The following is a 20132-nucleotide window of genomic DNA, read 5'->3' on the forward strand; positions in this document are numbered from 1 at the left end:
ATATTATGTGCATTTTGCACGTTTTTTGTTTATAATAAAAATATGGAAAATAAAAAAATACAAGAATTATATGTTGAAGCACTAAAGTTAGTCGTTTTTTTTAACCGACCTGAAAATGATAAATTTTTACTTGAAAGTAATAATATAAATTTGGATTTTAAGTTGTTTCCTTTATTTGTTGCTATTTCAAAGCTGCAACCAACTACAGTTCAAAAACTAAGTAAGTTTTCGGGCAGACCGCATTCTACAATCAGTCGACAAATACAACGTTTAGAGAGTGCTAAGCTTATTGATACAACAGTAAATACTGCAGATAGCAGAAGTCATTTCATTAAATTGAGTTTTACTGGTGAAATACTTTCTAATAAAATTAAAGCAGCTAGAATCAAGACTATAAAACAAGCTTTGAATAATATAACTGATGATCAACAAGAGACTATTTTAGATAGTTTAAAATTGTTGAATAGAATAATGTTAACTAAATTAACGGAAAATAAATAGGTAGTCTATGTTTCTCAATTGTTTGTACCAAAATTAAAAAATCCGATTGTTTTCCTTATAAGAAGGATACAATCGGATTTTTGAGTTTTATATTTTATGAAAAAATACCAATTTGATATAGTTAATTTGCTAAAGTAACTTTAAAAAGAAATTTTCTTCTTTTGTAACTTTTATCTTAATTTCGAATTAATTTTAACTCTAAACTTTGTATTTTTCGTTTAATTAGTCAACTTTTTTCAGATATTGACTTGATTTTTGCTAACGAATTGATGTCCAAAATTAAATTTCTTCAACTTGTACAAAATATAGTCTATTTTAAGGGACAAGTACATAAGGAATAAATAAGCTAGCAATGATTTTAAAAATTAATATCTCATCAATTTTTAGTCATGTCATTTAATAAAAAAACAAAACTCATAAATTTTCAAAGCATCTAGAAATTTATGAGTTTAATAGTAATTGCGAATAGTTGGAGGAAATAATGAAAAGATAATTTTTAATATTTTATTTCAAGATATTCGGTCTCACCTAATTTATTTTCATATCTATCATTTTCTGATATACCATTAAAATTTAATAAATCATGTATATTTAAAACTAAATTTGGAACCTCATTCTGATGAATATTTTCTCTGCAATTACCGCAAATTCTTATTTTATCCCTATATGAACCTCTATACTTATTATCGCATATCTCACATATCATTATTTTTCCTTTCAATTTAAATTACCAAATTTAATATCAGTTAATATCAAAACCTCCTAGATCAGACCCATCGCTTGCATAATTTTCTACATGATTGCCAGTATCGTATGATTTATCACCATTATCCCAATTTAAAGTTTGTCCTCCATTACTTGTTCCACTATTTGTGTTAGTTCCTGTGCTTTTTGAGCTTGTTGTACTTGAATGATAACTAGAAGTTGTTCCTGTCGATGTTTTACTACCAGTTGTAGTTCCTGTTGTAGCTCTAGCTGTATTATTTGTCGTTGATGTTCGTGTACCTGTATTTGCACTTGTTGTTGTTGATTTAGCATAAGTTGTACTTGAACTCGTTGACGAAGCTGCTGTTGATGCCGCTTGCGCACTAGAAGATGCAGCCAAAGATGAAGCAGCAGATGAAGACGATGCAGCAATTGAACTTGATTCTGAACTTTCCTTTTCCGCTAATTCGTTAGCTTTCTTACTATATTTATCAGTTAATTTGCTAATCTTTGTTTTATATGATTTAACTTCCCTTGATGTATAAACTACACCTTTTTGATTAAAAATTTTAGATAGAGTGGAATTTAAATTCTTAATCTTTAATGTTAAGGTGTCATTAGTTTCATCACTTAATTTTTTAGATGTATTGTTTTTAATTGATGAATTTGCTTTTTCTTGAAAATATGATTTACCTTTAGCTATATCATTTTGATATTCTGTAGTAATTTTTGAGTCTTTATTGTTAGAGGCTAAATATTGCTTATATTCTTTTTCTAAATTAGTAAGCTCTTTTAGTTTCTTATTGTAATTTTTCTCAGAAACTAAGTCATTATAATTTTTATTAACTTTTTTAACTGTAGCGCTTACTTTTGAAGCTTTAACTTGACTATTTTGATATTTTAAAATCCCGAAAGTTGTTCCTCCTATTAAAAATACCCCTACTGTACACAAAATAATAACTTTCTTATTATTTGCTACAGCACCTTTTTCAAAATGTTGCATTATAATCTCTCCCTATTTAAATTATAATATTAAATTATTATAAATAAATATAATCTAAATTATTAAAATCTTTATATTGGCATTATATAATAAAAAATAAACTAAATAAACTGTTATATGTAATTAGTAAAGCAAAAAGATTAAAGAAAGGATTATAAGTTTCACTATTAACTATGGACAGTAGATATAAATTTGGATAACCTTTTACAAGAGATATACACTGTAAAAAAGAAAAGTTGAGACTATGCCAAAATACTACATTGATGAATTTAAAGCAAACATTGTGAAATAAATAAAATAGACTTGAAAACACCATGGGAAGTAGTCAAGAAGTATGGGATCGACTATTCGACTTATTCTCAGATGGTGCTAAGTTGAGATGACAGACAACCACAGGATTCACTTTAAATGATTACGAAGTACAATCGAAGTGAATAAATAGTTGGAAGAACAAAATGAAATATAGGAAGTCCGATTATAAGTGGATATTGTAGGATCTATCTGCATAGAGAAAGCAAAGTGTGTTTTATGCCATAATCTATAGGTTCTAATAACACTTATTACCATTATTTTAGCTATTCCCAAAATCTTACAAAAAAGAAGCATACATATTTTTTATGAGGCTGGCTTCTTGTTATCGTGCAAAGTATAAACTGATTTCTGAGCACCGTAACGTAAAGAAATGGGTCAACATATTAGATTTGTATTTATCTAGTTAATAAGTATATTCAGTTTTGACCATTTCTTCTGCCAGTTTTTACTTTCTAGTCGTTCTTTGTAAATATTTAGATGCTCAGGATTTTGTTTAAAAAATGGAATTGGTTGAACAATTAAATTTACCAAGTCATATGTTCCAAAAGGTTCAATAAGTTGTAAGCTATTTTTATCATCGAGAAAAGCACCAATACATGTTGGAGTTTCAACGAAATGAGCTATTGCGTCCGCAACAGAATTGAAAGGTTCTTGATTGCTAAAATCGTAGTTATGCATATAAGCTTCATTTTTTACTTGCCATTTATATTGAGGCGCCAGTTTTTTTAAATTAAGTTGAATCTCCTGATTTGCACTTTCAGGAACACTTGCATCAAAAAAAACAACATCAATATCTGATTCGAGTTTAAACGGTTGATGATGAAACTTTTGCCAAACTGTATTTCTAATACTCCCTGCGGCTAGCGCGCCTTGAATAAGATTTTGATTTTTTATGATGTTTAGAATATTCATCAGGTCAGAATTGTTCGCAATAATGGACTTAACTATTTTGTCTGTGTTTGAATTTAACATTATTTTTTGAAGAATTATTTCATCTTTAATTTGTATACCATTCTTTGCAACTTTTGGTATTTCTGGTTTAATCAAACGTGCTTTTTCGACAGCATTTTCTAATACATTTAATACTGTATACCCTCTTTTTTTATAGAAATTTAAAGCATGTATATTGTCGTTAGTGGTAATGATTTTAAGCCGTTTTTTTGATTGTTGAATACATATTTGTTCTATTTGAATAAGAAGTTTGCTACCGATGCCTTGATTTTCTATCAAACTGTCAAGAGAAATAATTTCAATTTCATTTTTTCTAGATACGTAAGTTACTATGCCTAATATTTTATGTGACTGAACAGCTACAAAACCATTTAGATTTTTTATATCATAGCAACCAGATGATGTTACCATTTTAGTGCTACCCCACAGTTCAGAGAAAAGTTTGATTACTCTATTTCGCTGATGTGGTTTTGCTATATTAATAATTTCCATATAATTTTCTCCTTCAAAACATTAGCAATAGTAAGAAAATCATTATTTCAATTCATGTGTAGTAGTAGTTTCTTTCAAAGCTTGTTGAACGGCATAATATTGATGAATATGAAATAACAATTTCTCGCAATCCTTGATATTAACCCATTCAAAGTAATTATCCTTTTCTGTTGGTTTTTGAATTTTTTGATCAAGTTGTGAGGTAAAGAAATAACCATCACTTAACATTGGGCGTTTAACCGGTAATGTAGATATAAAGTATCTTTGAGCATGACACAAAGGATAATAATTTTTTATAGAATAACCAGTTTCTTCTAACATTTCTCTGATTAAAGTTGCTTCAGCTGTTTCCCCCTGTTCAATACCACCTCCAGGAAGAAAATATTGCTGTCCCTGTGCTCTAATTAAACCTATTTCATTTCGATATTGATTTTTAAAAATTACCGCATAAGCACCCATACGAACATGATAATTCACACCCTTATTTTTGCTTCCAAAGATTTTCATATTAACTTTACCTCATTATTTAATGTCATTAATTCATATTTTAAAACTTTTTTAATGGTTAATCTATAGTTTCTAGTTGGAGTGCGCTTCAAATTATTCTGTATGTCGTTTGTTTAGTTGATTATCGATTCAAGCTTCTCTATTTTTGAGACATGAGTAACACGTTAATGTCCACGAAGAAATGACATCATTCACTGTTAGTAACTATTTCAAGTTATTTTTTAAAATTAATTTGCCAAAAATATAAAAGTTAGCAGTATATATTGAATAATATTCTTCAAATTTGAGCAATAAAAAAGCAACCTATAGGATCAAGGTTGCAAGATTTAGCGTTAGTTATCAATCATGAATTTGCAAATTAGAACGGTCTTCTTCTGCGTAAAAAAGCATTGTTAATACTTTCGAAGTTTACCTTAGGATAATATTCTAAAGCTGACGGAGCCGCTAAAAGAACCAAAGATACATCTGGACCAATCTGTGAATAAAGCATTTCAATTAATTTATGACCAATTCCTTGTCTTTGATGATCTTTAGTAATTGCTAAATCAGATAGGTAACATGCATAACTAAAGTCTGTCAAAGCTCGTGCAATACCTACCAATGTGTCGTCTTCCCAAGCAGTCCATAAAATATCTGAGTTATCTAACATTTTTTGCAAACGCGGTAGATTTTTAATTGGTCTATGAATTCCAGAAGCTTCAAATAATACAGCTAATTCTTGGGCTGTTATCTTTTTATCATTAGTGTAGGTGATCAATTTGTCCATCTCCAATAAATATAGTAATTAATTACTATTAATATACTATTAGAAAGATTTTGAAACAATAGAGAATCTTAGTTAATTATTAGGTACGTAATCAAAATATGAAATTGTTCTATGATTTTGGAGCAATAATTAATTAAAAGATATATGAAATATAGTTTTATAGAAAAGTTAAGACAATGGTCCTATAGTGTTAAAATCTTAGAAACCACCATTAAGAATGCTTTACACGTTATGCTTGGGTTCAGTAATTATATTAGTTGTTAAGTTGATTAAGAATCACAAAAAACAATCACCTCTATATAATCCATTCTAAAAAGTAGATCAAAAATTGTGGGAGACACTAACCAAACAAGTCAGTCTTTCAGAAAAGTTCACTAATTATTTCTAGCTATAACTAGTTTATTTTTAACAAAGCATACGCATCTTCCAGAGAAACTGAGCATTCGTCAAAGTTAGGCCATGCATTAATATTATCGCCCTTTTTTCTTGGAATTAAGTGAATGTGAAAATGAGCAATAGATTGACCAGCATCTTTACCATTAGCATTTAGGATATTAATACCAGAAAATCCGCATTTAATGCAGTGTCTAGAAACTGTTTGAACAGCGTTGGTTAAGTGGATTAATGTTTCACCATCACAGTCTAAAATATTACTAATATGTTTTTTAGGTATTGCTAGCATGTGATAATTAACATCTTCAGCTTTATCTAAAAACACACATGAATAACTATCTTCATAAATTTTCTTACTAGGTATTGTATTATTATTTATTAGGCAGAAAAGGCATTGTTCCATAAGTAACCTCCATTTATACTAGACTAGTAATTTAATTATTTTATACATTATTGTTCAAATAACTAGTTATCTTTCCCCTTAATTGATCATGTTTTTGAGGATCATAGCTATATTTAGAATTAGACCAATAATCTGGACTATATAGCCAAACAGGCTTTTTTAATCTTTGCGGGTCTTCTGTTAAATATCTTGGAAAAACATGTGCGTGAAGAAAATTATCAGTATTACCTAGTATATCATAATTAATTCTTTTGGCTTTGCAGGCGTAAAGAACTGCATCACCTAAAATACTCATGTCACGTAAAAAATAAGTTCTTTCAGTTATATTCAAATCGTTTAAAGATGCAACATTTCTTTTTGGCAATAGTACACAATAACCTGGTAAAAACTGAACATCACCAAAAACAGCATAGCCCCCTTCCAGTTCTGCCATGACCATTGGGTTACTCCCATCAATAGCAGAACCAATTCGATCTTCATACCATTCGGACATATTAATCACTCCTAGCAATATATTTCATGTTTTCTGTTCTTGATGATAAATGCAATTTTTCGAAACTTTCTATGATAATATAACGAAAATTTTTCGGTTGCATTCAGCTTATCTTTTACAAAGATGATGAACAATTAAAGTAAGCAAAACTTGACTATTATTTTTTGCGCTTAATAAATAGCAAGAAGATAACCTGCATTAAAATAATAAAAATGAAGAAAACGGCTAAGACAATAAAAGACGCTAATTTAGTTGTTGGAGTTTGAATTGTTCCAGAGCCATCAACTTTTCTAAGAAAAAGTATAACACTTAATATGCTAAAGATGATTACCCAAACAAGGTTACTTAGCCACCATATTTTTAATTTCATGAGCTTTTAATTACTCCTTTTTTTGAAATAGTGATATGTACTACATAACTGACATGATAAGATGATGCAAACTATAAAAGTTGTGGTTTGAAAACTAAAACTGCTTAAAATATTACTCTTGAATGTACAAATAAGAAAAGTCATAAGACTAATTAGCTGCAGAGCTACTTGTAACTTAAGTTTTTTAAGCTTTGTCAAATTAAATAAACCAATGCTTAATAAAATTAACCCATCCATAATCAATAAGCTTCTTGAACTTGAAGCAATTGTTAACCTACTAGTGATTAATATTGCTAATATCAATAATGGATATGTCCGTTTGACAGGATTTTCAATATTTTTGGGGGGATTGTCATTAATTAGTTCATCAATAGAGATGCCGTAAATATTTGCTAATTGATCTATCAAGATTAAATCTGGTAGATGACGACCAGTTTCCCAATTTGAAATAGCTTGCCGAGAAACATGTAACTTTTTAGCAACTTCAGTTTGAGTCAGTCCGCTTGCTTGTCTTCTTTTCTTTAATAGTTTCGATAGATTTGATGCAATCATACATATCCCTCCTAAAAGATAATACATGTTGGTAAAATTAACAAGACAGTTATCCTGTCATTGTTGATATAATGCGTATTTAACGACATTAATTAAGTAAATCAAAAACTAGTTTTCATATTTATTAATATTTTTTTAGTGATTCTAGCATCAATTTCTTTGAAGTATATGTGTAGTTTTATCTATTTAGGATTATAATTCTAAACAACGAGGTGATTTAAATGTTAAAAATATCATTGTTTGAGAAAAAGTATTCTGAAAGATTACTAGCATATATTAACAAAGTATCGGTACAGACCAATAATCTAGGTTTAGAACCTGAAGAGATTAAATCTAAATTTAATTTAGAAAAAATCCAACAGCTTACTGATAATTTAGAAGCAAGTGTTTCATTTATAGCTATAGATGAGAAATCCACACAAATACTAGGCTTAGCACAAATTTCTAGGAAACTAAGAAAAAGATATAAAAATCACGCAGAATTGGCTATTTCCGTGGATAAAGAATATTGGAATCAGCATATTGGTAGAAAACTACTTGAAGCTTGCATAAATCATGCTGTAGATAAATGGCAAATTGATGGAATCTATCTAGCGGTACTTGCTGATAATCAAAGAGCCATTTATCTGTATCAAAAATATGGTTTCAAAATGACTGGCAATTTACCGATTCTATTGACCATCAATGGCATTAACAAACCTGGCAAGTTAATGTTTAAGAATCTACAAAAATAAAGTCACTTGTTAAACCTATAGTAAAATATCCACCTTCAATTTTAAAGCTCTCGAAAAAAATGCTAGTACAGATACATTAGTGGTTCTCTCTTGGCTTTAAAAGGAAGAACATGCATAATAAAACCATCCAAATATATCATCATAGGAATGTAGGATATTTACGTTCAATATGTAAAAAAATAATATTTGATTTGAACTGTCATTAAACCTACTAGTAAGATTACAATAAAAGGTACTTTATCAGAATCTATAGTGATTGTTATAAATTTGAATACCAGAGACGATTGCTGCAATAATTCCACCGCAAATAAAAGAAAGCCAGGTATATTTAGGTATTATCAATATAAATAAAAAACTGAAAACCAAAATCTCTAGCATAAAATAAAATAATAATTTACTTTTAGAAATTTTAGGTTTATCTTCAATTGCAGCTGTTGCTTTTTGAGCTAGTATTGACAACGAAATGGAGCCAATCATAAAGCTGACTAATAAGGGATTTTGAAAACTCAAGGTATCCCAACTGTTTTTAAAAAAAGAATAAGTCAAAACTATAATAATAAAAGTATTCTCTATTATAAATGCGAATTTAAAATCTTTAAGTAATTCTATCTTAAGCCGTTCATCTTCAATTTTTTTCATTTTCAAACTCCTCCTCTTTTAACCAAAAGACCTCATTTAAAGTCTTATCAAGCCGATAACAGATTCTTAAACAAAGACTAATTGTTGGATTATACTCTCCTTTTTCAATTAGACTAAGTGTTTGACGGGTTACTCCTACTAAAAAAGCGAGATCTTTTTGAGACATACCTAATTCAGTTCTAATTAACTTAACTTTATTTTTAAGCATAAAAATAACACCTACTATTGGAATATATATATTACCTTAGTAAATTATACATTCCATAATAGATGAAGTAAAGAAAAACTAGCCCTAAATATCTTATAATCATTATAGATAGAGAGATATAATGATATTGCTATAATTTTAGAAGATGTAGATTCTTAAAATCGGATACTTGATTTTGATATATGGTTAATGTGATGATGTTAATATTAAAAAGAAGCAAGTGAATCTTCAACTTTTCAAAATATATATACTTTCATATTATTCCTCAAAAGCTATGTCGCGCAAACTATTTAACTTCCGTGTAAAACCCTTTATTAAGATATTTCGTTCTAGTAAAATTAACACCAGTTTGTTCATTACATTTAAATCTGCTAACACTTCGATTAGATTATTCTTGTTTAAGATGCGATATGTTATAGACAGCTCTATTAATATACTGGATACCTGATCAATATAATCAGTTTCTAATATATAGCTGTCAGTAGTTTGATTTCTATTAATAACCTCTGATATTGTTCCTTCCTCAAATATTTGACCTTTTTTTAGTATATAAACATAGTCGCTTATATTTTGTAGTTCATCAATATTATGCGATGTTAAAAGTACAGCTTTGCCTTGCTTTATAAGATCAAGTAATAAATCCATCATTTTTTTAGCAGAAGGAACATCTACACCAGAGGTTGGTTCATCGAAAATATATGTATCATAGTCACCTATATAAGCTTGAATAAAGCTGATCTTTTTTTCATACCAAATGAATATTCACACATCTTCTTATTCAGAGCTTTTTTTATTCCAAATGTTTCAGCCATAGTGACCGCTTTTTTATAATCAACTTTTTTAATTTCTAAAATATATTTGAGAAATTGTTTCCCGGTCATATCTTCAAATAAGGAATCAGCATCTGGCATTACCGAAACAGTTGATTTCTGAACTGTACCTGTATCTTGGAAGAAAAATCCGCTAATTATACCGATTATTGTTGATTTTCCGGCACCATTTTCGCCAATTATTGTTGTTATTTTGCCGTTTTCGAGCGTAATGTCAATATCATCTAAAACTCTTTTTTTGCCAAAACTTTTTTTAATATTCCTTGCAATCAGCATATTATTATATCTCCCTTTTTGAAAAGTTATAAAATGATAACCATATAATGAATATAGTTAAGACTATTATTATAAGAAGAGAAGCTTTACCATCTAAATAAGTTGATGGAAGTACAAAGTTCAATGTCTTGTTTATGATATTAGGTTTAATCAGATTCCATAATGTAATTCCTGGGAAAAATATAAATAGCACAACTCCTGATAGAAATACGGATCTTTCACTAGAAAGATTAATAGAACAGCATAAAGTGATAGCATTTAAATAAAGAATAATAAATATGCTAATAGCAAATAATTTAAGTGGAAAAATATATGATTGCCGTAATAACAAAATAAAAGATGTTGATATAAAAAATAACACTATAAAGTAGATATTCATAGCTAGATACTTAGAAAATAGAATTTTTCTGCGACTTATAATTGGAATCAAGTATCTCAACGATTGATCTTTAACTTCTCTTGCAACAATACCACCAAACATTATTGCCGATATAAGAGGCATTAATATTATATAGATTGAAAAAATAACAGTAAATAAAGGAGAACTTCCAGAACTGGAATTTCCTTGAGAAATACTTAGAGATAAAGAATATTTACCTGCGATAAGTGATAAAAGTATGATTAAAATAAGAAGAACAATTGAGCGCTTTGATCTAAATTGAGACAGTAGTTCCTTTTTTAAAATTGCTATCATGGGTTTCCTCCCTGAAATAAATAAAATAACATTTTGTCAAATGTGACACCTTTAAGATATTCGTATGTCTTTCAAATAGCAGACGCCAAGAATACCATTTAACTAAGATTCGCTTTATACTATTGTATCCTTCATATCGCTATACTTTCAATAAATTTTTTTACTAGAATAAAATGAAAGCAGGAAAAAAGTCTGGAATTTTTATCCCAGACTTATTCTTACAATTAAATAGGTGCTACTAGTTAGATATAAAATATAATTTTTAGCTTAGTTCCATATAAAATAATGACTAATATTAATTAAATTTATTTTAACAAAACACCGTCCGCTTTTAAATTATGTTGTTCTGTATACAGAGAATTGCTAATAGTGCTGACTGAGCTGTTGTCATCAGTGTTAATATTATCGACATCTATCGTAGTATCTTTATATTTTAAATTATTAATTGTTACGGTAACATATTCTGGGTCATCATCAGAAGAATCTTGAACTTTATATAATGCAACAATTGATAACTTTTGATTAAAAATTCGTTTAGCTGTTTTATCGTTGACTTCGACAGACTTACTTATACTTGAAGTTCCGTTGTACGAACTACTATCTACATCTGTATCATCACTTGATAAAGATGGGATTGCATATAAGTTTACAAATGTATTAGTGTAGGTTTCATAATCGTTAGATGTATATTGGTCATTAACTAAGGAGTCAGTTAATTTTTGAACTGCATCAATATTAGTCATTTTTGTAATATCTGTCAATCCAGCTACTTTAAACGTGACGCTGCGGCTACCGGTATATTTAGTTCCATTTTTTTGGAATAGACTATTTGAAGCAACAACTTTAACTGTATCCCCATTAGAAAGACTACCATTTTTCTTAACAATAAATGATTCATTATTAAGTTGTTTCGATTTACTAGACAGTATTATTTGTCCTGTGCCGTTAAATCCAACAAAACTTGCTTTTAACTGGGAAAGAATTGATTTTGTCGATACGGACTTAACTTTCTTTAGACCTTTAACTGTATAGCTTTTAGAATCAGCCTTTATTGGATTTGTTTTATCATCATTTGTTGTTAGAGATATTGTAACCTTATCCCCATTTTTTAAGTCAGATTCTTTATTTATTTTTATAGTTGTTTCAGAAATCCATCTATTAACTTTAGTTAGTTTGTCTTTGTCTTCATCGGACAATGATGCAAACTGTTCACTATTGGTACTTATATCTCCGCTTGTTACCTCTGAAGTTAAATAGTCTCCCAATTTAGCTTTTTGAGCCATTATTTTGATCATCTGTCTTGAAACTGTTTCTGAATCATATGTAGCTGTTCCTTCACCATTCCATCCATTGAATTGTATATTAATATTATCATCAGTTAATATATTTGTTTTTTTATTATTAACATAATAGATGATACCTATTATTAATATAATTGCTATAGCAATAGAAATCCAAATGGTCTTTGAAATACTTTTAACCCTTTCTAACATGTAGAACCCCCCTCTTATTGGTGAACATTAGTAAATTTTATTATTTTTTACTAATGATAAATTTAAATATACCGTAAAAAATAAATTATGGGTTTTAATTTTTTTAGTTTTTCTTAAAATATGATTCCTTATCTTAAATTTTAGAAATCTAATTATTTTTTGATTTACTAAAGAGCAGTTGGATCTTTAATCTTCCATTTTAAAAATGAAAAAGAACTTTCAATTTGATGTAGATAATTACCACCCAAGTAACTAAAAATCAAAAGGAAGATTCTTCTTATATTAATTTTATTAGCATTTTGTACAAAGTTTCGATAGAATTCATATTCAGGTAATCAAACCGAGAGTATTAGCGACTCTTGTAATTAAGAAATAGTTACACCAATTCTGAAATAGATATTTTTTTGGATGTAGTATGAACTTGAGACAACTTTTTGTAGAGGGTATACTCGTTAAAAAGAACCTTTTTGACTGAAAGACAGCTGTTTACACATTATTTAGCTGTAAATTCATTTTTGCCATAGACGATAATAGTTATCAACAAAAAGCATCAAACTGAAAGCGAAACAAAAGGCATGTCTCTGATTAAGTATCGAGAACATGCCTTTTGTGTTGCTTTCAGATAGCTAAGATTAGCTAAAGACTATTTAATTGTTGCTTTATTACTGAGCAAGACTAGCAGTTTGTTCAATCAGCAAAGCTAGATTATTCAGATTTGTATTAAAAGCATGTTTAGCAATTGGTGCGAGTAATTTTAATGGTAAATGAACATTTGTTTCTGGTGATAAGTATACATCTTCTTGAATAGTACAATGTTCATTTTCTTCATTCACTGTAAAAATAATTTGATATTCTACTTTGCCTTCAGTACTTTGATAGTTAATGCTATTGGCTTCTTGAACTATTGTTATTAATTCATGTTGATTAAATGCCTCACTTGCTCTATTAATAATGAATTTTTGATTTTCTTGAGTGGTAACAGTAGTAATTTCAGGAACCCATTTGGATAAAAATTGAGGATTTAATAAAATTCCCCTAACTTCCTTTTGACTTGCGCTAACTAATACAACATTGGTAAATATTTTTTGATTCATAATCAAGACCTCCTCTATTTGATGGTCTTAATATAACCAAACTTAAAAAAGATTGAAAATCAGAATACTGATATTTCAAAGATTTTCATTTATTTTTTCGCCAAAAAGTTCATGTAGAAAGTTACTACGCCGTTGTGCTTCTAGCTGTTGATCAATGTTCCCACTGTTTTTAGCAATAATAGCAAGTAGATGATAACAGTTTGCCAACATATAATGGGAATCATGCTTCGTAATAAAGAAAATCCCCTTCTCTAACCAGCTAACTGAATTCTTTGTATCAGTAAGCTCGTAATTTATTAAAGCTGCTAAATAAAAAACTATATTTAAATTTTCTTCATACTTAGAATCCTCAATAGTATAGGTAGCAGCAGCTAATAATTTAGTTGCTTCATTTGGAATACCTTGTTTTGCCTTGATTAGACTTAAAGAAATAAGTGCTAGTCGTTTTAAAGGCGAAGCAAAATGAATTTCTTCATTACTAGAAATAGCTAGTTTCAAATTTAGTTCCGCCTCTGTGAAGCTTGAATTCACATGGAGACAAGCTACCCCTAAATAATAGTAATATGCTTGAGTCTGTTCTGCAGTTTGAACACGCGCGATTGTTTTTGAATTAAGCAAAAATTCTTTAAGTGCTAGATAGTCATGATTGTTGCATAGTAACGTCAATTGGTTATTTAAGTCTTGATTATCTGTTATAGCAAAGTCATTTAACAAACTAATTTCATCTAAGCTTACGGATAAACGATTACACAGTTTAATGAGTAAGCGCGCACTGGGCATATATTTACCATTTTCAATTGCAGACAGCATTGATTGGGCACAGATATTTTGCGCAACTTCTTTTTGGGATAACTGTTGTTGCTTACGTATTTTTTTTAATGAGCTACCGAGTTGATTGTTCAAAACAAGCCTCCTAAGATATTATCGCTTTGTTTATCATATAGTATTTATTCATTTTTAGCTAATGATAAATTAGGTTCTATATTGTAATGGAAATAAGTATATAAATCATCTAGCCATTAGTGCTTTCACCTTTGTCAGAAAAAAATGATACAGGTATAGCTATTATTAAAATCAAAAAACCTACCCAGAATGTTTTTGAAAATGCTTGTGTTAGCTTCTTTTCCCTATTCACTTTAATTTTCCGTAGTATGTGTAGTAGTTCTTCTTTTTGAGCTAATAATTTAATTCCAGTGACTATTTTAGTTTGAGATTTTTCAGCTATGACAGAAGAAGTAATCAGTTGATTAGTGCTGTACAATAGTTTTTGATTGTCGTAAGGCATTTCACTTAACAATTTATTAATCTGAGTATTTTCAAAACTCATTTTATAATTTATGAGTTTTAATTTTTGGACTGCAGTATAAAGTGAACTAAAGGAACTCTCCTTCTGCGGCACAGGAAGATTGGTTGTCTTTTTGGCAGCTTGGATTAATTTGTTTTTTATAATGTGTTGATTCTGTATTGACTTAGTTCTGTTTTTATTTACGGCATATTGTTTACTCAATTCTTGTTGCGCCACTTTTTTTACTGTAGGAGATAGTTGTCCAATCTTAATATCTTCTAGGGCGCTATTTTGTATGGACTGGATGTTGTTTTTGATATTACTATTAAGAATTCCCACTAATAGAGCAATACCTAAACAAGTTCCTAATTGTCTAGCTGCATTTATAATTCCTGATGCTATCCCGGCTTTGGTTTCGGGAATATATTTTACTGCAGATACCAATGATAAACTGGATAAGCCAAAGCCAAGGCCTAATACACACATTGATAGTATCATATTAAATTTAGACATATGATATGATACCTGAGTTAACATTAACAGACTAATTGCCATAAGTATTGTTCCAGTCATAATTGGCCAACGGAAATTGAATTCTTGACCTAATTTATTGCCTAAAGGCATTACAAGCATAACCATAATAGAACTGAACATTATAATGTAGCCCGCTTTTAATGCTGAATAATTTAAGATGTCTTCTAAAAAAAAATTAAAAATGACACTTGAACAAACAATTGTGAATCCTGCAAAAAAGTAAACCATGGTTGAAGATAAGAAAGTATGAATTTTAAAAAGACTGAATTCAATTAATGGCTGCTTTTTTCGTGTATCAGTTACTATAAATATAGTAAATAGGACGACGGCCGCTATACTCATAGCAATAATTTTTTTAGAAAGCCAACCTAAATCATAGCCTTTGAGTAACACAAACGTTAATAGGAACAAGGATATACTTAATAATATAATTCCTAAGTAATCGATTTTATTATCAATAGTTAAATCATATGATTCAGAAAAGCAAGTACAGATAAGAACGAATGTTATAAGTGTAATTGGAACATTAATGAAAAAGATTAGATGCCAAGACCAGTAATTAATTATAAGCCCTCCAACTGCAGGCCCAATTGCGGCAGCTAGCGCAGCAACTGCCCCAATTTCACCAACTACCTTATTGGCTTTTTTTCTACCAAATAGAGAAACACATAATGGAACCATTATAGTTGTTGCAATTGCACCACCAATTCCTTGTATACCACGCATTATTATTAATATATTAATGGAATTAGATAGTCCACAAAATAAAGAGCCACCCCCAAAGAATAATAATCCCAAAAGCATAATTCTCTTTCGTCCCAGTTGATCTCCAATTTTTGCTGCTGGTATCATAAAAACCGAAAGAACCAATACATACATAGTACTGACCCAGTTACTATTGTCTATACTTGTTTTAAAGTCACTAGTAATTGTCGGTAAAGCTATATTAGTAATGGTAGTATCTAAAGTTACTATAAACATGATTAAAGATAGTGCAATCAAACCTGCTGATTTTTTTAAGTTAATTTTCATAGTTTCCCCTTATTATCCCTTTTGTGTTTCACAGCGAATATGTTTCGTTACGAAACATGAATACCAAAAAAATTTATCTAGTTCTTTCCTCAATTAATTTATTTAAAAGCTGTCTTGTGTCATTCCCTATCTTAATAATCAATTCAAGTTCAGAATCTGAAAGTGACTCATATATAGTTGACAATTGATCATTTAAATAGGTTAGATATTTTTGGTGATTAGTAAAAGCTGTTTTTCCAAGAGTAGTTAGATTAATTTGAATTTTATTTTCAGAATCCGGTGCAAACTCTTTTGTAACAAGCCCCTTTGTAACAAGCTTTTGTACCATTTTAGTAGCACTTCCTTTAGTGATACCTAAGGTGGTTGCTAAATTTGTTAAGCTAGTTTTTGGGTGCCTTCCGATTTCTTCAATGGTATGAATCTCTGAAGGATGTAATAATTGATTTGTGCCATAGTAATCAGTTGTTTTCTCGAGTTGCTGATATAAACGGCTAATTTGTTCAAATGGTTCAAGAACCTGAGTTGTTAAATTAAATTTATTCAAAATGTTCTCCTTCCAAACTGTTTCACTATGAAACTTATTTATTTAATTTTAGTAGCTTATCTTATCTAAGTCAAGAACCTTTCTATTTAGTAAGTGTGAAAAGGTTGTCAGCTAGCGAGTATGAACGATATAAATTGAATAATTAAAGTTTGAATTAATCTTAACTAGGTATGTGTTATAGTGCTAAATATTCAAAAAAGAAGAGTTCAGATTAAAGCTTCTCAACCAAAAAGTTAGACTTTTTAAGAAGAGCTCACTTTAATCCTAAACTCTAAATATGTTCCATATACTATTATATTTTTTTGAAAATTGCTTTTAGAAACCATCCCATTTTGAATAACATTATTTTACGGCATCTACTAAATGTTGAATGGCACCAATCATTATTTTCTTAATTTCACTTGGAGGTTCTGGATTGTCTTGATCTAACCATAAACGCAAAATGTTAATAAAACCACCTAATTGAAATGACATAACATATGCTACCTGTTTTGAGTCCCCTTTTATATGCCATGGAGCAGCAAAATTATTATAACGAGTAATAGCCTTTCTTTGCCAAACTTCATTCATATGATCAAAAAGGCCTTGCTTAATTAGTAATCTAATAAGATCTTTTTGTGTCCACCAATAATTTAGAAAGGTATCAAATGTCGTGTCTAATGTTATTGAGTTTGCTTGCTTTGTTTGTTTAAGCAAAGACTGAAAATAAGTATCAAATAATTTATCGCAGAAATAGTTTACTACAGCTTCTTTATTTTTAAAAGAGTGATAAAAAGTTTTTCGCGATAAATCTGCTTGCTGAGCTATTTCAGTGATTGTTATGTCTTGAAAATCCTCAGATTTCATTAATTCTATTAGTGCCTCACTTAACCATTGTTTTGATTGTTCAACCATTCTTTCTTTACCATTCATAAAATATCCATCTCCTTAAACAGGTTACAAATATAGTGAATCTGTTTCACTTGTTCAAAGTCTATTGTATTACTTAGCGTTTTAATTATAATAGGAATTGCATTAAGGGTAACATCTGTTACCTTTGGAGTCAAATGTTACCTAAAGGAGGAGGAAAATGTCAAAATTAATTAAAGGGTTAAGTTTTATTGGACTAACAATAGCAATGTTTATGGGGACACTAGATAGCACTATTGTTAATATTGCCTTACCCAAAATTATGAGTTATTTTAATACGAGTCTTACTAATACAAGTTGGGTAGCAACGATATATATTTTAGCTTTAGCTGTATTTATGATAACAGGTTCTAAAATAGCTGATCGTTATGGACGTAAAAAAGTAATGCTCATCGGCCTTGCCTTGTTTGGGGGCTTTTCTGCTGCTTGTATGTTAGCCAACTCACTGCAAGAATTAGTTATATTTCGCTTTTTCCAAGGAATTGGTGGAGCAATTATTACGCCTATTGTATTACCAATGGGTATCGAAATTTTTGGTAAAGAGAACATGTCTAAGGTAGCAAGTATTATCGGAGCTGTGACAGCTTTAGCAGCTGCTGGTGGTCCACCAATTGGCGGTATAATTCTTGAATATGCTTCTTGGCGTGAGGTTTTTGGAATTAATGTTCCCTTAACAATTGTTTCTTTTTTAATTGTCTTATTTTGGATAGATGAATCATATGATGAAACTTTAGCTGGTAAAGTTGATTATTTAGGAACCATTCTTTTAACATTAGGATTAGGTGGTGTAACATTTGGAATGTTAGAAGGACGAGAATATGGATGGAGTTCGGGTACTATTTTAGCTTCACTTATTGTGGGATTACTAGCAATTATAGTATTTATTTTTGTAGAAACTAAAGTCAAGAATCCATTACTTGAATTAGATTTGTTTCGAGAAAAGACCTTAACTGCTTCGTGTCTAGTATATTTTCTAACTGGATTTGCATTGGTAAGCCCCACCTTGATATTAAATTATTTTTTACAGGATGTTTTAAATTACAAGGCCTTGCACGCGGCATTAATAATTATTCCTGTTTCATTAACAATCATGATTGCGATGCCTTTAGGTACACGCTTATTTGATCGAATTGGAGCTATTCCAGTTACTTTGACAGGAGTATTGGTTATGGCATCAAGTTTGTTACTCTTATCCTTTATTAAAACAGATACGCCTAAAGAAATTATGATTATTTTCTTAGTCATTAATGGAATTGGATTTGGTTTTTCATCAGTGTCGTTAGTGGCATCCGTTAAATATTTACCTAAAAATAAAAGTGGCATTGGTTCAGGTATTGTAAATGCAGCACGTCAGTTTGGAACTTGTTTAGGTATTGCAGTCCTGGTAACTGTTTTGGATGGTAATGTTACTAATGCTAAAAATAATATCAAGCACGATTCAGTTCAAATTGTAAATAAGCAAACACTATCTCCTAAAGTAAAAATTACTTTGCACTATGAATTAAATAAGTTGTTTTCATCTAGTAAGGCAACAGCTTTAACAAAGAATAATCAGCATTATTTAAAAAGAAAAATTACAAATGTTGCCAAGTCAACCAAAGATGTCCCTGTTCCTCAAAAGAATTCTGATTATGGAAAAATTTATTTAGCAGAAGCTAAAATATATCATGCTACACAAGAGCTTAATGTTAGTTCAACTGCAGTAGTTACCAAGTTGAATTTAATAGCTGCCCAAAATAGTACTATTGCTCCTTTAGCCGCAGCTATGATGCAAATTAACAATGGAAATACAACAATATCTAAAAAACAAGCAAAAATTTTAACAGCTATAAAATTACTTGCGCAAAAACAAGTTTTAAAAGATACGTTAACTCAAATTAAGCACAAAAAGAATCAACGGATTAGTACCGCATTTAGTCGTACATATGTCGTAGGTGCTTTAATTGTTTTAGTTGTATCCCCTATTGCACTATGGACTGATAAAAAAGCAAAAGAAGTATTATCAAAATAAGCGCATAGATAGAAGCCACTAATAAATTTGAAATTTAGATTGTCTGGATTAAGCATAACTAGTTATCTTTGTTTTTCCATTTTGACATCAAATATTTGGAAACTGAACAAATCAAAGACACAGAAATTCAAAAATAAGAATTCACAGTTTTAAAATAAAAGCGAGGCTGTGACATAAGTCTCTCGATTAAAAAACTGGGCTGTGAAAATCTTTGGATTTTCGTAGCCCAGTTTTTTGATGTATTTGATATAATAGAAAATAAAAAAGAGCACCGGTTGACCCCAATGCTCTCTGAAATTATCCCCGAAAGGACATTCCAATATGCAAGATTATTATAACATAAATCAAACCACTTTGAGTATCGCTTTAGATTATATTCCGGCAGAAAATCATCCTGCACG

At 29.6% G+C, this 20132-nt stretch carries 22 protein-coding genes; 3 read left to right on the forward strand and 19 right to left on the reverse strand.

Annotation, left to right across the window (positions count from 1 at the left end):
* The first annotated feature begins 42 nt into the window (after positions 1-42).
* Positions 43-501 carry a MarR family winged helix-turn-helix transcriptional regulator gene (locus LB941_RS08445; protein WP_253361141.1) on the forward strand — a complete coding sequence of 153 codons (459 nt, stop codon included), beginning with the start codon at positions 43-45 and terminating at the stop codon, positions 499-501.
* A 742-nt stretch (positions 502-1243) separates the two neighbouring features.
* On the opposite strand, the gene LB941_RS08450 is transcribed toward LB941_RS08445, so the two are convergent.
* The 8 genes from LB941_RS08450 to LB941_RS08485 all read right to left on the reverse strand — a co-directional run bounded on the left by LB941_RS08450 (position 1244) and on the right by LB941_RS08485 (position 7448).
* Positions 1244-2209 (reverse strand): hypothetical protein, encoded by a 966-nt coding sequence (locus tag LB941_RS08450; protein ID WP_253361142.1) that lies wholly within the window; start codon positions 2207-2209, stop codon positions 1244-1246.
* Positions 2210-2920: 711 nt separating this feature from the next.
* Complete coding sequence (locus LB941_RS08455; RefSeq protein ID WP_253361144.1) at positions 2921-3964, reverse strand: nucleotidyltransferase family protein; 1044 nt, start codon at positions 3962-3964, stop codon at positions 2921-2923.
* A gap of 42 nt (positions 3965-4006) precedes the next feature.
* On the reverse strand, positions 4007-4471 hold the full coding sequence (locus LB941_RS08460) for an NUDIX domain-containing protein (protein ID WP_253361146.1): 465 nt from the start codon (positions 4469-4471) through the stop codon (positions 4007-4009).
* Between the two features lie 358 nt (positions 4472-4829).
* Positions 4830-5228 carry a GNAT family N-acetyltransferase gene (locus LB941_RS08465; protein WP_253361148.1) on the reverse strand — a complete coding sequence of 133 codons (399 nt, stop codon included), beginning with the start codon at positions 5226-5228 and terminating at the stop codon, positions 4830-4832.
* A 403-nt stretch (positions 5229-5631) separates the two neighbouring features.
* Positions 5632-6033 carry an HIT family protein gene (locus tag LB941_RS08470; protein WP_253361150.1) on the reverse strand — a complete coding sequence of 134 codons (402 nt, stop codon included), beginning with the start codon at positions 6031-6033 and terminating at the stop codon, positions 5632-5634.
* A gap of 40 nt (positions 6034-6073) precedes the next feature.
* On the reverse strand, positions 6074-6526 hold the full coding sequence (locus tag LB941_RS08475; protein WP_253361152.1) for an HIT family protein: 453 nt from the start codon (positions 6524-6526) through the stop codon (positions 6074-6076).
* 157 nt (positions 6527-6683) lie between these two features.
* Complete coding sequence (locus LB941_RS08480; RefSeq protein WP_253361154.1) at positions 6684-6896, reverse strand: DUF3923 family protein; 213 nt, start codon at positions 6894-6896, stop codon at positions 6684-6686.
* A gap of 6 nt (positions 6897-6902) precedes the next feature.
* On the reverse strand, positions 6903-7448 hold the full coding sequence (locus tag LB941_RS08485) for a helix-turn-helix transcriptional regulator (RefSeq protein WP_253361156.1): 546 nt from the start codon (positions 7446-7448) through the stop codon (positions 6903-6905).
* Positions 7449-7669: 221 nt separating this feature from the next.
* Between LB941_RS08485 and LB941_RS08490 the strand changes: the two genes are divergently transcribed.
* Positions 7670-8182, forward strand: coding sequence for a GNAT family N-acetyltransferase (locus LB941_RS08490; protein ID WP_253361158.1), 513 nt, complete (start codon positions 7670-7672; stop codon positions 8180-8182).
* A gap of 240 nt (positions 8183-8422) precedes the next feature.
* On the opposite strand, the gene LB941_RS08495 is transcribed toward LB941_RS08490, so the two are convergent.
* From LB941_RS08495 to LB941_RS08545, 11 genes are all read right to left on the reverse strand, one after another.
* Complete coding sequence (locus tag LB941_RS08495) at positions 8423-8821, reverse strand: hypothetical protein (protein WP_253361160.1); 399 nt, start codon at positions 8819-8821, stop codon at positions 8423-8425.
* Positions 8808-9029, reverse strand: a complete 222-nt coding sequence (locus tag LB941_RS08500; protein WP_253361162.1) for a helix-turn-helix transcriptional regulator — start codon at positions 9027-9029, stop codon at positions 8808-8810. Before LB941_RS08500 ends, LB941_RS08495 begins: the two co-directional genes overlap by 14 nt.
* Positions 9030-9287: 258 nt before the next feature.
* The gene (locus LB941_RS08505) at positions 9288-9677 is read right to left on the reverse strand and encodes an ATP-binding cassette domain-containing protein (RefSeq protein WP_253361164.1); all 390 of its coding nucleotides are present in this window, start codon (positions 9675-9677) and stop codon (positions 9288-9290) included.
* Between the two features lie 65 nt (positions 9678-9742).
* The gene (locus LB941_RS08510) at positions 9743-10135 is read right to left on the reverse strand and encodes an ATP-binding cassette domain-containing protein (RefSeq protein ID WP_253361166.1); all 393 of its coding nucleotides are present in this window, start codon (positions 10133-10135) and stop codon (positions 9743-9745) included.
* A 4-nt stretch (positions 10136-10139) separates the two neighbouring features.
* Positions 10140-10829 carry an ABC transporter permease subunit gene (locus tag LB941_RS08515; RefSeq protein ID WP_253361168.1) on the reverse strand — a complete coding sequence of 230 codons (690 nt, stop codon included), beginning with the start codon at positions 10827-10829 and terminating at the stop codon, positions 10140-10142.
* Between the two features lie 305 nt (positions 10830-11134).
* A complete protein-coding gene (locus LB941_RS08520; RefSeq protein WP_253361170.1) occupies positions 11135-12322 on the reverse strand; it encodes a hypothetical protein in 1188 nt (395 codons plus the stop codon).
* Between the two features lie 662 nt (positions 12323-12984).
* Complete coding sequence (locus LB941_RS08525; RefSeq protein ID WP_253361172.1) at positions 12985-13416, reverse strand: SRPBCC family protein; 432 nt, start codon at positions 13414-13416, stop codon at positions 12985-12987.
* A gap of 75 nt (positions 13417-13491) precedes the next feature.
* The gene (locus LB941_RS08530) at positions 13492-14319 is read right to left on the reverse strand and encodes a helix-turn-helix transcriptional regulator (RefSeq protein WP_253361174.1); all 828 of its coding nucleotides are present in this window, start codon (positions 14317-14319) and stop codon (positions 13492-13494) included.
* Positions 14320-14428: 109 nt separating this feature from the next.
* A complete protein-coding gene (locus LB941_RS08535) occupies positions 14429-16267 on the reverse strand; it encodes an MFS transporter (protein ID WP_253361176.1) in 1839 nt (612 codons plus the stop codon).
* 73 nt (positions 16268-16340) lie between these two features.
* A complete protein-coding gene (locus tag LB941_RS08540; RefSeq protein WP_253361179.1) occupies positions 16341-16811 on the reverse strand; it encodes a MarR family winged helix-turn-helix transcriptional regulator in 471 nt (156 codons plus the stop codon).
* 342 nt (positions 16812-17153) lie between these two features.
* On the reverse strand, positions 17154-17723 hold the full coding sequence (locus LB941_RS08545; RefSeq protein ID WP_253361181.1) for a TetR/AcrR family transcriptional regulator: 570 nt from the start codon (positions 17721-17723) through the stop codon (positions 17154-17156).
* Between the two features lie 157 nt (positions 17724-17880).
* Between LB941_RS08545 and LB941_RS08550 the strand changes: the two genes are divergently transcribed.
* A complete protein-coding gene (locus LB941_RS08550) occupies positions 17881-19731 on the forward strand; it encodes an MFS transporter (RefSeq protein ID WP_253361183.1) in 1851 nt (616 codons plus the stop codon).
* Positions 19732-20132 lie beyond the last annotated feature (401 nt).

This window comes from Ligilactobacillus ubinensis (assembly GCF_024160875.1).
GTDB classification, from domain to species: domain Bacteria; phylum Bacillota; class Bacilli; order Lactobacillales; family Lactobacillaceae; genus Ligilactobacillus; species Ligilactobacillus ubinensis.

Excerpts from the sequence above, each read along its gene's own strand:
- LB941_RS08445 (WP_253361141.1), top strand. The coding sequence starts at position 43 with ATGGAAAATAAAAAAATACAAGAATTATATGTTGAAGCACTAAAGTTA.
- LB941_RS08450 (WP_253361142.1), bottom strand. The coding sequence starts at position 2,209 with ATGCAACATTTTGAAAAAGGTGCTGTAGCAAATAATAAGAAAGTTATT.
- LB941_RS08455 (WP_253361144.1), bottom strand. The coding sequence starts at position 3,964 with ATGGAAATTATTAATATAGCAAAACCACATCAGCGAAATAGAGTAATC.
- LB941_RS08460 (WP_253361146.1), bottom strand. The coding sequence starts at position 4,471 with ATGAAAATCTTTGGAAGCAAAAATAAGGGTGTGAATTATCATGTTCGT.
- LB941_RS08470 (WP_253361150.1), bottom strand. The coding sequence starts at position 6,033 with ATGGAACAATGCCTTTTCTGCCTAATAAATAATAATACAATACCTAGT.
- LB941_RS08475 (WP_253361152.1), bottom strand. The coding sequence starts at position 6,526 with ATGTCCGAATGGTATGAAGATCGAATTGGTTCTGCTATTGATGGGAGT.
- LB941_RS08480 (WP_253361154.1), bottom strand. The coding sequence starts at position 6,896 with ATGAAATTAAAAATATGGTGGCTAAGTAACCTTGTTTGGGTAATCATC.
- LB941_RS08485 (WP_253361156.1), bottom strand. The coding sequence starts at position 7,448 with ATGATTGCATCAAATCTATCGAAACTATTAAAGAAAAGAAGACAAGCA.
- LB941_RS08490 (WP_253361158.1), top strand. The coding sequence starts at position 7,670 with ATGTTAAAAATATCATTGTTTGAGAAAAAGTATTCTGAAAGATTACTA.
- LB941_RS08495 (WP_253361160.1), bottom strand. The coding sequence starts at position 8,821 with ATGAAAAAAATTGAAGATGAACGGCTTAAGATAGAATTACTTAAAGAT.
- LB941_RS08500 (WP_253361162.1), bottom strand. The coding sequence starts at position 9,029 with ATGCTTAAAAATAAAGTTAAGTTAATTAGAACTGAATTAGGTATGTCT.
- LB941_RS08505 (WP_253361164.1), bottom strand. The coding sequence starts at position 9,677 with ATGATGGATTTATTACTTGATCTTATAAAGCAAGGCAAAGCTGTACTT.
- LB941_RS08510 (WP_253361166.1), bottom strand. The coding sequence starts at position 10,135 with ATGCTGATTGCAAGGAATATTAAAAAAAGTTTTGGCAAAAAAAGAGTT.
- LB941_RS08515 (WP_253361168.1), bottom strand. The coding sequence starts at position 10,829 with ATGATAGCAATTTTAAAAAAGGAACTACTGTCTCAATTTAGATCAAAG.
- LB941_RS08520 (WP_253361170.1), bottom strand. The coding sequence starts at position 12,322 with ATGTTAGAAAGGGTTAAAAGTATTTCAAAGACCATTTGGATTTCTATT.
- LB941_RS08525 (WP_253361172.1), bottom strand. The coding sequence starts at position 13,416 with ATGAATCAAAAAATATTTACCAATGTTGTATTAGTTAGCGCAAGTCAA.
- LB941_RS08535 (WP_253361176.1), bottom strand. The coding sequence starts at position 16,267 with ATGAAAATTAACTTAAAAAAATCAGCAGGTTTGATTGCACTATCTTTA.
- LB941_RS08545 (WP_253361181.1), bottom strand. The coding sequence starts at position 17,723 with ATGAATGGTAAAGAAAGAATGGTTGAACAATCAAAACAATGGTTAAGT.
- LB941_RS08550 (WP_253361183.1), top strand. The coding sequence starts at position 17,881 with ATGTCAAAATTAATTAAAGGGTTAAGTTTTATTGGACTAACAATAGCA.